Consider the following 12753-nt stretch of genomic DNA (forward strand, 5'->3'; position numbering starts at 1 on the left):
TCCTGCCAATGTGCCGTCCATACTACAACTTCGCTGTGCCTACCTCAATGGTCAACTTGCTATCTAATGTCTTTGCAAAAATGGGATGCTCCCTTGCTTACAACTGATTCAGACTTACCTTTAGGTAATTTTACAGGCAAATTGTCTTAAAGTATTGCGTGAAAATGACTAAATTAGTGGTAGGTTGGGCTGAATAATAAAAAAATCCAACAAATCTCATTGGTAGCGTTGGGTTTCGTCCCTTAGACAAACTTATATACATTTTTGTTTTTATCGTAATTGTGGAATTTAGCTGTTTTCAGTGTAAATCCTGGAAATACAAAAAACTTAACCTTTAATCATGAGTGGAATTAATCGTCAAATTATCCTTGACGTTAGACAAGTTGCCAAGCACATAGCAGATACACCTCAAAGTCAAAGACTTATCAAACGAGGACTTGCCGCTCATGTATTTAACGATAAACCTACAATGAATAGAGTTACTCAAGCCATAATAGAAAATGGGCAGTTCATTGGAATGATTCGAGGATATGACCGTTATGGGATGTTTTTTGATGAACCAATAGGTTATAGAATCAGTCCAGATGGTAGCCGTATTCTACTTTACTATGGGGAGATAAAAATTAATGCAGACGACCAATACCACGTCATCCCCCGCACAAGACCGAGTGAAGAATAGCTGGGAATTTACAGAAGTATGGATAGATCCAATGTTATGCCCTCCATATATTCTTTTATTGCTTTGCTACAGTGAAGATAACTGTCAAATTTATGATCCGGCGCAGGGTTATAAAGTTGTATTTTCTAGTAATGACTATAATGCAGCCAAATTATGGTTACTAGAAGATGAGTATGAACCAATTGAAGGTAGGCTTTTAGCTGCGGAATTAGCCTAAGTTACTAGAGAGAATATCACTGCATGATTGACGCTGGCATTTTGAGCGATCGCAAAGTTGAACTACTCAAAGGAAAATTGTCGAAAGGGTAAGCTGTGCTACCCTAGCTTATAGCTTAGGGACTTCCAAGAAATAAATTATTCCAAGAAACGAACCACAGAGACAAGGCAGCGCGGTCTTGGGGGTTTCCCCCATGAGCGACTGCCGCGCAGAGAACGCAGAGAGAAGAAATAGAGAGAGTTTTTGCCTCAGTTTTGGAACATTTTTTTATTTGGAAGTCCCTTAATACCTGTCAAAGTTTTGAGAGATTCATTAACTAAAACCTATTGAATTATAGCTTCATAGTAAAATTAGTACACGGTAGGAACAAAGGAACAAAAACGTGCAAAGCATACTTTTAAGCCGCGAAGAAGTTGCACGACGTGCGAAAGAACTATACGAAAACAGTATTCGTCAACAAGTTGAACGACAAGAAAACATCGGTAAAATGGTGATTATTGATATAGAAACAGGCGAATACGCAATTGATAAAATAGGTATAGAATCGGCGCGATACTTACTTAACAAAAACCCATTTGCTCGACTTTTTGGCATTCGCATTGGTTACAAAGTTGCTGTTTCTTTCACTGGTGAGATGGAGCGTGATTATCGGTGATTTTTGGTATTGTTAAGAACGGACACGCAACCGTTAATATTATATTTCAACTGTCCAATCAACCAGATTTTACTATTGAATTTGTTAGTCCGTTGTAGACATCGCACCATATAAACGCCCTTTTAAAAAAGTAACCAAACTCCTATTGCGAAATCTAGGGTAAAATACCGCCTTACAGTCTTTGAGATGATTATTCCGATTTTATATGCGTCTATTCCGAGAAAAAGAATGGTTATTTAGCCTACTGCTAATATCTCTAGTTCTATGGCTGATATTTTTAGGAAAATCCCCTTTACGAGATTGGGATGAAGGTACTGTGGCACAGGTTGCCCGTGAAATTTGGCGTGCCCCACTTGGTTCAATGCATTGGCTTTACCCCACCTTGGGAGGTGAACCTTATCATAATAAGCCACCCCTGATGCACTTGCTAATTGCTTGGACTTACTCCATCGGAGGTGTGAATGAGTGGACAACACGCCTACCAGGTGCAGTGTTAACTGCCTTGGGAGTACCTTTGCTTTACTTGGTGGGATGTTTGCTTTTTAACCAAAGTTTACCAGCTTTGTTTGCCGCTTTAGTTTACTTAACGATGTTGCCTGTGGTGCGTCACGGACGGTTAGCAATGCTAGATGGTGCAACTATTACCTTTTTTTTGCTGTTGTTGTTTTGTCTGCTAAAAGCACGTCAGAATCGCCGATATGCTCTTGGTGTGGGATTTTGTCTAGGGTTAATAATTCTAACTAAAGGGATGATGGTTTTGCCCCTAGGAGCGATCGCTTGTTTATTCCTCATTGCAGATCGGCAGTTTGCTTTGTTAACCAGCCCCTATTTATTAGTGGGAATATTTTTAGGAAATGCACCAGCGATCGCTTGGTTTACTGCTCAATGGCAGCATTATGGCGAAAATTTCTTCCAAGTTAATTTTCAAGCACAAACTTTTAATCGCCTTACACAATCTGTTGAAGGTCATAAGGGGCCTATCTGGTACTATTTAATTGAGATAATTAAGTATAGTTTTCCTTGGCTATTATTTTTTCCAGGAGGCTTTTATCTAGCTTGCAAAAAACGTTATACTTCCTGGGGTAGCTTAATTATTATTGGCACAATTGTTTACTTAGTAACTATCTCTTTAATGAGAACTAAACTGCCGTGGTATGTTATGCCTGTATATCCATTTTTAGCTTTGGCAATTGGTGCTAAACTGAGCAAAATTTGGCAAGATGGTCATTTTAAAGGGCGAAGTTTGACAATATTTATGGCTATTATTTCTATTGCTGGTTTAGGAGGTTGTGTTTACTTTTTTATTAAAAAAGAACCTATTTTAATAGTCATGAGTATTGTTTTGGCAATAAGTATGGGTATCGCAGCATGGTTAGTTAAACAGCGCGATCGCAACTTTATTCCAGTATTATTTTCTGGGATGTATTTAGTTTTAGCACTGTTGATGAGTTCGCAATCATGGATTTGGGAATTGAATGAAGCTTTTCCTGTTAAACCAGTAGCGGAATTAATTCGGGCAAATGTTTCACCAGGAACACAAATTTATACTTCTTTTGCTTATAGCCGTCCTAGTTTAGACTTTTACAGCGATTGCAAGGTAACTGCTGCAACTGTGCCAGTTTTACAAAAAATGTTATTTAATAAATCTTATTTGCTATTAGACAATGAGGCTTTACAGCAAATCAATTTAACTAGTAGTAAAATTATAGGAGCAGCTAACGGATTTACACTGATTATCAAAAATTAATTATATTAGGAATCGTATTTGATTTTTGAAATTATCTACGTGGGCGGGGAGTAGGGAGTAGGGAATAAGGAATTGGGCTTTTCGATCTGTACCGAGCTTTTTCATAAATCAAATATTAGTCTTATAGCAAGATAGCTATTATAAGCCTGCTAGAAAGCCGCACTGCTATGGCAAAAAATAAGCTATTAGCCAAAAAAATTTCCTTATATTTATCTTTTATAATGATATTATGAGCCTTCGCTCGTTACTTGAACAGTGGATTGGCTAGATTGGGCTAGATAGATACCCGCTAAAACTACGGCAAAAATCGCCCAGTCAAACAAACCTACCTGTTCTGAAAAAATGAACCAAGCGAAAATGGAAGCCAGGACTGGTTCGAGTAGAAGCGTGACGGCGACGACGCTTGAAGAGATTTTGCTGAGGCTATAAGCTAAAAGTCCCTGACCTAACACTTGGCAAAAGAGGGCTTGGAAAATGATGAAAAACCAACCCATCCAAGAATAGGGAAACAGTCTATCTTCGAGGAATGGGAGAACGGGTAGTAAAAACATTGTTGTCACTCCACAGCGCCACAGCATGATAGTTGCGGTGCTAAATCGGGTTCGGAGTCGTTCTATCAGCAGCATACACGTAGCCATGAAAACCGCAGTTAGCAATGCTAATGCATCACCAAGTATTTGGTCAGTTGCAAATTGCACCTTATTAATTTCAAATGCGATCGCTCCCCCCAACGCTATCACCAAACCAATAACAAATCTGTTATCGAAGCGCCGACCGAATAAAAAATACCCAGCCAAAGCAACAAATAAGGAGTTCAAATTAGATAGTAAAGCCACGTTGGCAACGCTAGTTTGACTCAGCGACCAAGCCCACAAGAGCAGGTAGGTTCCAGCAGCAGTTCCCATTGCCAACAATAGCCCCACTTCTTGTATCGTAAAAGGCTTCTGTTCTATAGATTGGTTATCAACAAAGGCAGGAGTAATACTGTCCAACGCTCCAGGATGAGCTAACGCTGCGCTATCTGCCTCCTCCCTCCTGCCTCTTTCAACGGATTGTTGGCTACGGTAAGCCTCAAGTCCATTCCACACTGCAAACACAATTGTAGCGATCCAACTACGATGAAATACTACAGCATTTGCACCAATTTCTTGTTGACACAATTTAGTCAGAGATGGTGCTAAAGATATGGGAATTAGAGCAATAAATAATGAGATAGTTCCTAATAAAGCTGGTGTTTCGGAGAATTGTTGCTTTAGTAACAACAGTTTGGTCGTCATACTTTTAACGAAAGTGTTAACTATAGTTTTGACTGATTTTTGAAACGGCAAATTAACAACAGCTTGGCTAGATATGGCTAAGTATAAACCCATTAAAACTACAGCAAAACCTACCCAATTTGAGAAAGTTAATTTTTCCGAAAATATTACAAGAGCGAAAATGCCACTAAATACTGGCTCTAACAGATGCACCAAGGAGACAACCACAGAAGAAAACTTAGCAAGGCTATAAGTCAAAAGCCCATGACCTAAAACTTGGCAGACTACAGCTAAGGAAATCACCCAAAGCCACCCACTGACTGTAGAGGGGAAAACCTGATCTTGAGTGAACAAAAGTATGGGGAAAATGACTAAAGCCGCGATCGCACTGATCCACAACTGGATTATGGCGGGAGAAAATTTAGTTCGTAATTTTTCTACGATTAGCAAATATCCACTTAAGAAAACCGCAGAAGCAATCGCAGCAAAACCCCCTTGAACTTCGTCTATGGCGATTTGCAGTTCCTCAAATTCAATAGCGATCGCTCCTCCAAGGGCAATGGCCATCCCAATTAGGAACTGGCTCTCAAAACCCTGACGAAATAACAGCCACACCCCTAAGCTAGTAAATATAGGAGCGAGGTTATGCAATACACTAGAAATCGCAACGCTAGTTTGAGTCAGCGACCAAGCCAAAAAGACTAAAGTGGCAGCCCAAAGAATACCAGCGCCTAGCAATAGGCAAAGATCCTGACTGGTGTAGGTTTGCTGTTCTCCAGGTTTTTCTAAGGAGAATCGCTGCCGTATTGCCTTGTATCCATGCCATACCAAAAAGACCACACTAGCAAGCCAAAAGCGATTAAATACAGTGGCACTGGGGCTGAGTTCAATTTCGCTCAATTTCATAAAAATAGAGCCAAAAGAAATGGCACCTACACCTACAAATAATGAAGCGATCGCTATCTTCGTTTGATTGGATACATTCATTAGGAAATTTAAATATATGGATCAAACTCGAATGGCACTAAGAAAAGGGAAAATCGTTGAGGCAGCAGGGGTGCAGAGGAGCAAAGGAGCAGGGGAGAAAGAAGAAGGAAGAAGCATACGGAAAAAAGCAAGAGAAATTCTCCTCTGCCCCTCTGCACCCCTGCTCCTCTGCAATCCTTACGCCGCCTACCCTTCAGCTTAACTTAGTGCCATTCGGATCAAACTCTCTAACCAACCCAGCGCTCTTGGGCAAATCCTACAGCTATTTTGGCTAGTAATGTCACAAAAGCCCCCAATATTAAATATCCTTGACGAGGATGGCGAGATAGCAGCACACCAATGGCTATATTCAGAGGCACTATACCATAGGCGAGGCGGCTCAAAGAGATAGTACCTCCAGAAGCTAACAGCAAACCAATACCGCAAAAACCATAAATAACTGTAACTGCGGTCAACTGCGTGTGTAAGCGCCATAACACATAGCCACCACCCAAGACCATGAATAAGTTGAGCAAGTTATTGATCCACTCTTCACTTGCCAGAATCAAAAAAAATAAGATTAAAGCATAAAAGCCATAGAATAATTTCGCAGAATTAAAACGTTGACGGAAACGCCATAAAAGATAGCCACTGGTAACAATCGCGCCAAACAACAACAGATACCAGGGGTCTGGAATGCCGCCAGAGGGGTTTTGAACCCAACCATATTGCCAATTATTTGTGCCGACTACAATTTGCATGAACATATTTAACCAACCCTGCCAATCAAACCCCAAAGTTGGTCGCCATCCGCGCTGTGCTTCGATAAAAGCTAAAGGATTGCCAAAATAAATCGCACAATACAAACTGAATAGAAGTATGCCAATAGCGGTAGTAAAACCAGCTATATAGGCAATGAGTGGTCGGCGTTCTTTCCAGGCTGCGATCGCAAATGCTGGAATTAGTGCCATACCTGTAGGACGTGTTGCTGTCGCCATCGCGCCCCAAAGGGCAGTCCAGCCATACTGCTTTTGATCAAACGCCCGCAAAGCCGATGTACTCAAAAACAAATACAGCCCCTCTGTGTAAATCACCCCCGTAAACATAGAAGATGGATACAAAGAAACTACAGCAGTTGTCCAATGCGCTGCATTGATCCCATAATTTTCTTTAATCCAAAAGTACAAACAGTAAAGGGCTGCGAAAAATGCCAAGTTGTTGACTAACGTACCTGCTAATTCAAACGGCAAGCCCAGTTTCATCAAAACCCAAATGCTTAAGGGAAACAGGGGAAAAAAGGCCAGATTGTGTTGCTTGCCGTCATTAACAAATTCATATCCAGAAGTAGCGATCGCTCGGTAATGCATACTATCCCATGCATCAACAACCCCCCAGCCAAAATGGGGTAAAAATTCTTCTGTTGGTAACGGTAATTTTGGCGCAACCAGCAACATAGCAGTCCAAATGAAAATTCGGCTGGCAAGCCATATTGCTGCTGGAAATAGGAAATCATTTTTCCATAAAACTTTTTTTCTAACTATCTGAACTTTAACCATAATCCTGAATACTTCAACAAACTCCTTTATGCATCTTTTTACATATAGCTGCAAAACAGCAATTTATGAGTAACATTTTGCATATTACATCTTCTACCAACATCATTCACAAACTGGACAGATTACTAATTAATTGAAATCTTTGTTTTATTCGGTTGATGGTTAAGAGGCTTGCTGCACCTTTTTAAATGTCAAATCGGTTCTATAATCTAGATGCAAAGATGTAAATAATTTTATCCTTTTCAACAAGGATATGTTAAGACAATACCAGATAATTGCACTACCAGCATTATGCCTATAGATTTAAGGGAATTTTATCAGGCTAGCGATCCCAGCAGAACTCTGTTTGTCAACCATAGCTCTGATAGCAAATATTACATAGATTTTTCCTCAGTACGAGGTGGTGATATTCTTGGCAAGCTGAAGCAGAAAATTACTTTTTTTAAGCCGAATGAACCCACTTGCACGTTATTTACTGGGCATATTGGTTGTGGGAAATCGACAGAACTATTAAGGTTACAAGCAGAACTGGAAAAATTAGGCTTTCATGTGGTCTATTTTGAGTCCAGTGACGATTTGGAAATGACCGATGTCGATATTGCTGATGTGCTGCTAGCGATCGCTCGGCGGGTGAGTCAAAGTCTGGATAAAATTACACTGGAGCCACCTAACAAGTTTAATGAGTTGCTGCAAGGTGCTTGGAAGGTCTTAAACTCCGAGGTGACGGGAGTAAAAGTTAAGGTTCCAAATGTCGGCGATTTTGGTATCACCTCTGAAAAAGAAAAGCTATCTCTGTCTGTGGGCATTGGTGAAATCACTAGCAAGATGAAAAATGACCCAACCCTGCGAGAAAAACTCAATCAGTATTTAGCACCGCAAAAAACTAAGCTGCTGGAAGCGATTAATCAAGAATTATTAGAACCTGCCGTGGCTAAACTCAAACAGCAGGGTAAAAATGGTCTGGTGGTAATTGTCGATAATCTTGACCGCATAGATAATCGTGTCAAACCTTGGGGTCGTCCGCAGCAAGAATATTTATTTGTCGATCAAGGTGAGTTTTTGACCAAGCTTAATTGTCATCTCATCTATACCATGCCCTTATCTTTGAAGTTTTCCAACGATTACGGAATGCTAACTCAGCGTTTCCCAGAAGATCCCAAAGTGTTACCAATGGTACCTGTACAAAAGACTGATGGCAGTGTTCATACACAGGGAATGTCACTCATGCAGCAGATGGTACTAGCTAGAGCTTTTCCTGACATCACACCAGAGGAGCGTTTAAATAAAGTTACCGAAATTTTTGATAGTGCTGCTAGCCTAGAACGCTTATGTAAAATGAGCGGTGGTCATGTGCGGGATGTGCTGAGGCTGCTAAATACCTGGATTATGGAAGAAATGAGTCTTCCTTTAACCCGTGAAACCTTAGAGCAAGTTATTCGTTCTCGGCGGAATGAAATAATGTTACCGATTTCTGATGATGAGTGGCAATTGTTACGTCATGTCAAAGAAAGGAAAAAGGTGAGTGATGACCACGGATATCAAAAACTGATTCGCAGTCGGTTTGTGTTTGAATATCGGGATAGTGGCGAGACTTGGTTTGATGTTAATCCGATTTTGGCTGAGGCCAGAGAGTTGCAGTAAAGTATCTTTCGCTTACCCACTCACCCGCCTGGGAATCAATTCCGAGGCTAATAGCTAAAGCCCTCTCAAGAGGACTAATAATTCCTTCCAGTCCACTTTAGTGGACTTCAGCTATTAGCCTTGCACTTAAGTGCAAGGTGGGATATGTTGACTCAACGTCAAAATATCTGGTAAAAATTCGCACCTGAAAAGCATATTAGCTCTATGAGTCCACAGCAACCATCACAAGATGACCATGTAAACAACGACCGCTCTCTGAAACAATTAGCTTGGGCGATCGCATCCTCTGTGGGACAGTTTAAGCTGATATTGGCACGGTGTAATTATGCAAGAGAGCGCGATCGCTTAATCCGCAGATTGCAGGAAATTTGTCAAGTCGAAATTCGTGTCTTGGCAGTGCAGCAATCTAAGAAAACTCTTTATACTGCGATTCAAGAAGAATTCGGCGAAGAAATACCAGCCTGTGTAATGGTTGTGGGTTTGGAATCAGTGCAGAATTTATCTGTGATGTTAACTTCTGCGAATCAAGTGCGGGAAGACTTTCGCAAGAATTTTGCTTTTCCCTTAGTGTTGTGGATTGACGATGAAATTTACAACCAACTAATACAGCTTGCGCCAGATTTAGAAAGTTGGGCAACTACGAGAGATTTTGTCATCTCAACACAGGAATTAGTAGATTTTATCATCGAAACGGCTAATCAATGGTTTAGTAATAATTTAAAAATTAGCGTAGATGAATATATCAAACTGGAAAATGAGTTAGAAGCGGCGCAAATATATTTACTCAAAAACCTAGATGTTTATAATTTAAATATTCAAGCTAATTTAGAATCTTTGTTAGGTTTTATCAAACAGATAAATAATCAAAAAGATTCGGCGTTAGAGCATTATCATAAAGCTTACCAGCTTTGGCAGCAAAGTAATAATTTAAAATGGCAGGGAAAAATCCTCAGTGAGATTGGCTTTTGCTATTATCTCAAAGCTTTTAAACATCAAGATATTACTCATCCAGATTGGCAAGCAGCTTGGCATTATATTCAAGAATATATTAATTTTATTTACCAGTTAAACAGTCCAGATTTAATTACTAGTGCAGTAGTTAAGTTCGGTGATATCTTGCGGGACTTGCAACAGTGGGAAACGTTGCGGAGCCTTTCAGAAGAAGCTTTAGTAATCCATCGAAATAATAACAAACTAAGAGAATTAGCCAAAGATTACGGTTTTTTAGCTGAAGTGGCTTTGGCTCAAAATAATTGGGTTCAAGCAAATCAGTTAGTTAAGCAAGCCTTGGAAGTTTTTGCTGCAATTCATAATCAGAAATCAGCAAACATGTCAGAGGTTTTATCAGATATACCCGAAAGAGATTTAAAATCAAAAGATTTGAGCTTATATCAGTTTATTTTAGGTCGTTCTCAATACCATTTAGGTGAAATTAAACAAGCAACTCTCAGCTTAGAAACTGCTAGAGATGTGGGTAATCCCCTAGAAGATGTCAGACTTTACTTGGATATTCTCAGGTTTTTACAGAAGATTTATTTTGAGCGGAAAGAATATCTCAAAGCATATAACATCAAACAGCAACAGCGTTCCATTGAACAGCAATTTGGTTTGCGGGCTTTTATTGGTGCGGGTAGATTAGAAGCTACAAAACAGGCATTTGTAGAAACATTGCGCTCAAATACCCAAGGAAACATTGCCCCAGAAATTGCTGCATCTGGTCGCCTATTGGATGTAGAACGTTTAATTGAACGCATGGGTCGCCCTGATTATAAGTTGATAGTAATTCATGGGCAATCGGGTGTAGGCAAAAGTTCCCTGGTAAATGCGGGACTAGTGCCGGCTTTAAAGAATAAAGCGATCGGTATTCAAGATTATTTGCCGGTGGTAATGCGCGTTTATACCAACTGGGTGGAAGAGTTGGGGAGGGTTTTGGGAAATGGGGAAGCAGGGGGAGCAGGGGAGAGTTAGAATATTATTCATCTACCTCAGAACTCCGTTCATCCACCTCGGAACTGGATTCATCTACCTCAGAACTCCGTTCATCCACCTCGGAACTGGATTCATCCACCTCGGAACTCCGTTCATCCATATCAGAACTCCGTTCATCCACCTCGGAACTGGATTCATCCACCTCAGAACTCCGTTCATCCACCTCGGAACTGGATTCATCCACCTCAGAACTCCGTTCATCCACCTCGGAACTGGATTCATCCATATCAGAACTCCGTTCATCCACCTCGGAACTGGATTCATCCACCTCAGAACTCCGTTCATCCACCTCAGAACTGGATTCATCCACCTCAGAACTCCGTTCATCCACCTCAGAACTGGATTCATCCACCTCAGAACTGGATTCATCCACCTCAGAACTCCGTTCATCCACTTCAAATACTCAAACTCCTAACTCCTCACTCCTAACTCCTAACTCCCTAATCACTCAGCTTCGCAAAAACGAACAGCACAACCTCCGCACGGTGTTAATTTTTGATCAATTTGAGGAATTTTTCTTTGTTTACACCGAACCTGCACAAAGAAAGCAATTCTTTGAGTTTCTGGGAGAGTGTTTGAATGTTCTATCAGTAAAAGTTATCTTATCGCTGCGGGTAGATTACATCCATTACTTGCTAGAGTGCAATGATTTGCCCAGTCTCAAGATTATTGGCAATGACATTCTCAGCAATAATGTGCTTTACAAGTTGGGGAATTTCTCACCTGATGATACGAAGTCAATTATTCAGCGTTTAACTGAAAATACTAGCTTTCGCTTAGAACCTGCTTTAGTTGAACAACTCGTGCAAGATTTAGCCGGAGAATTGGGTGAAGTTCGTCCCATTGAGTTGCAGGTTGTGGGGGCGCAACTGCAAACGGAGAATATTATAACTCTGGCAGAATATCGGCAGCGTGGTACTAAAGACGAATTGGTTAAGCGTTATTTAAATGAAGTTGTTAATGATTGTGGTGAAGAAAATCAGCAAGCAGCAGACATACTACTGTATTTGCTAACTGATGAAAAAGGAACTCGCCCACTCAAGACTCGCGCTGAGTTAGAACGCGATTTGATGCCGTATTTCTCGGAGATCCCCCCAACCCCGCTTAAAAAGCAGGGCTTTATTCTTTCAACCCCCTTTTTAAGGAGGTCAACCCAGGCGGGGGGATCAGAAGCTAGAGCGGAACAAGCTTCTGAAATCAGTAAATTAGATTTAATATTAGAGATTTTTGTCCAATCCGGCTTGGTGGTTTTGCTACCAGAAAACCCCGCCGACCGTTATCAACTGGTACATGACTACATCGCCGCCTTTATCCGCCAGCAACAGGAACCGAAGTTAAAGCAGGTAATGGCGGAACTGGAAAAAGAACGAAAAGAAAGAAAAATTAGTGAGGCGAAACTAAATAAAGTTCTCAAACGCGCCCTTTTTGGTTCCATAACCGCAGGTTTAGGATTTGCTGTTTTAGCAGCAGCAACATTCCAGTGGGCAGTAGAGGCAAATGTTAGTCAAATTAACGCCATCAATAATTCTTCTGAAGCCTTTGCTGTCTCTGAACAATACCCAGATGCTTTAATAGCAGCTGTAAAGGCAGGTAGCAAACTCAAGCATACACTTTGGGCGCAGCACAGAAGCGATACCCTAATGCAAACTGTGTTAACTCTACAGCAAGCGGTTTACTTAAAGCCAAATGAGAAGAAAGAAAATCGTGCGATCGAGGTAAATACCTTAGAAGGGCATAGCAGTTGGGTCAATAGCGTCGGATTCAGCCCCGATGGCAAAACACTGGCTTCTGGCAGTGATGACAAGACGATCAAACTCTGGGATGTCAGCACAGGCAAAGCCATCAAAACCCTGACTGGGCATAGCAGTTCGGTCAATAGCGTCGGATTCAGCCCCGATGGCAAGACACTGGCTTCTGGCAGTGATGACAAGACGATCAAACTCTGGGATGTCAGCACGGGCAAAGCGATCAAAACCCTGACTGGGCATAGCAGTAGGGTCATTAGCGTCGGATTCAGCCCCGATGGCAAGACACTGGCTTCTGGCAG

10 protein-coding genes and 1 pseudogene are annotated in these 12753 nt (G+C 41.1%); 8 read left to right on the forward strand and 3 right to left on the reverse strand.

What is annotated here, in order from left to right; translation table 11 throughout:
* Window positions 1–340: 340 nt before the first annotated feature.
* The 4 genes from V7K25_RS23680 to V7K25_RS23695 all read left to right on the forward strand — a co-directional run bounded on the left by V7K25_RS23680 (window position 341) and on the right by V7K25_RS23695 (window position 3298).
* On the forward strand, window positions 341–679 hold the full coding sequence (locus V7K25_RS23680) for a DUF6972 family protein (RefSeq protein ID WP_335161147.1): 339 nt from the start codon (window positions 341–343) through the stop codon (window positions 677–679).
* A complete protein-coding gene (locus V7K25_RS23685; protein WP_335161149.1) occupies window positions 627–896 on the forward strand; it encodes a hypothetical protein in 270 nt (89 codons plus the stop codon). The genes V7K25_RS23680 and V7K25_RS23685 overlap by 53 nt, the downstream gene beginning before the upstream one ends.
* Window positions 897–1278: 382 nt before the next feature.
* Window positions 1279–1551, forward strand: coding sequence for a hypothetical protein (locus V7K25_RS23690; protein WP_335161151.1), 273 nt, complete (start codon window positions 1279–1281; stop codon window positions 1549–1551).
* A gap of 205 nt (window positions 1552–1756) precedes the next feature.
* Window positions 1757–3298, forward strand: a complete 1542-nt coding sequence (locus V7K25_RS23695; protein WP_335161153.1) for an ArnT family glycosyltransferase — start codon at window positions 1757–1759, stop codon at window positions 3296–3298.
* Window positions 3299–3525: 227 nt separating this feature from the next.
* Here V7K25_RS23695 and V7K25_RS23700 read toward each other — a convergent pair whose 3' ends face one another.
* On the reverse strand, window positions 3526–5541 hold the full coding sequence (locus V7K25_RS23700) for a DMT family transporter (protein WP_335161155.1): 2016 nt from the start codon (window positions 5539–5541) through the stop codon (window positions 3526–3528).
* Between the two features lie 16 nt (window positions 5542–5557).
* Here V7K25_RS23700 and V7K25_RS23705 point away from each other — a divergent pair, with 16 nt between their 5' ends.
* Window positions 5558–5743 (forward strand): hypothetical protein, encoded by a 186-nt coding sequence (locus V7K25_RS23705; protein ID WP_335161157.1) that lies wholly within the window; start codon window positions 5558–5560, stop codon window positions 5741–5743.
* Between the two features lie 25 nt (window positions 5744–5768).
* Here the strand turns inward: V7K25_RS23705 and V7K25_RS23710 are convergent, their stop codons facing one another.
* Window positions 5769–7076: a mannosyltransferase family protein gene (locus V7K25_RS23710; protein WP_335161159.1), complete on the reverse strand. Its 1308-nt coding sequence runs from the start codon at window positions 7074–7076 to the stop codon at window positions 5769–5771.
* Window positions 7077–7367: 291 nt separating this feature from the next.
* On the opposite strand from V7K25_RS23710, the gene V7K25_RS23715 reads away from it, so the two are divergent.
* Together V7K25_RS23715 and V7K25_RS23720 are read left to right on the forward strand one after the other, a co-directional pair.
* Window positions 7368–8717 carry an ATP-binding protein gene (locus V7K25_RS23715; protein ID WP_335161161.1) on the forward strand — a complete coding sequence of 450 codons (1350 nt, stop codon included), beginning with the start codon at window positions 7368–7370 and terminating at the stop codon, window positions 8715–8717.
* A gap of 204 nt (window positions 8718–8921) precedes the next feature.
* A complete protein-coding gene (locus V7K25_RS23720) occupies window positions 8922–10685 on the forward strand; it encodes an nSTAND1 domain-containing NTPase (RefSeq protein WP_335161163.1) in 1764 nt (587 codons plus the stop codon).
* A gap of 4 nt (window positions 10686–10689) precedes the next feature.
* Here V7K25_RS23720 and V7K25_RS23725 read toward each other — a convergent pair whose 3' ends face one another.
* Window positions 10690–11100, reverse strand: a complete 411-nt coding sequence (locus V7K25_RS23725) for a hypothetical protein (protein ID WP_335161165.1) — start codon at window positions 11098–11100, stop codon at window positions 10690–10692.
* Window positions 11101–11155: 55 nt separating this feature from the next.
* Between V7K25_RS23725 and V7K25_RS23730 the strand changes: the two are divergent.
* Window positions 11156–12753, forward strand: a pseudogene (locus V7K25_RS23730) (WD40 repeat domain-containing protein); the annotation flags it as partial.

It is taken from the genome of Nostoc sp. (assembly GCF_036919495.1).
Taxonomy (GTDB): Bacteria; Cyanobacteriota; Cyanobacteriia; order Cyanobacteriales; family Nostocaceae; genus Nostoc.

What these genes read in the sequence shown, in the direction of transcription:
- V7K25_RS23680 (WP_335161147.1), top strand. Translation starts at nt 341, where the DNA reads ATGAGTGGAATTAATCGTCAAATTATCCTTGACGTTAGACAAGTTGCC.
- V7K25_RS23685 (WP_335161149.1), top strand. Translation starts at nt 627, where the DNA reads ATGCAGACGACCAATACCACGTCATCCCCCGCACAAGACCGAGTGAAG.
- V7K25_RS23695 (WP_335161153.1), top strand. Translation starts at nt 1,757, where the DNA reads ATGCGTCTATTCCGAGAAAAAGAATGGTTATTTAGCCTACTGCTAATA.
- V7K25_RS23700 (WP_335161155.1), bottom strand. Translation starts at nt 5,541, where the DNA reads ATGAATGTATCCAATCAAACGAAGATAGCGATCGCTTCATTATTTGTA.
- V7K25_RS23705 (WP_335161157.1), top strand. Translation starts at nt 5,558, where the DNA reads ATGGATCAAACTCGAATGGCACTAAGAAAAGGGAAAATCGTTGAGGCA.
- V7K25_RS23710 (WP_335161159.1), bottom strand. Translation starts at nt 7,076, where the DNA reads ATGGTTAAAGTTCAGATAGTTAGAAAAAAAGTTTTATGGAAAAATGAT.
- V7K25_RS23715 (WP_335161161.1), top strand. Translation starts at nt 7,368, where the DNA reads ATGCCTATAGATTTAAGGGAATTTTATCAGGCTAGCGATCCCAGCAGA.
- V7K25_RS23720 (WP_335161163.1), top strand. Translation starts at nt 8,922, where the DNA reads ATGAGTCCACAGCAACCATCACAAGATGACCATGTAAACAACGACCGC.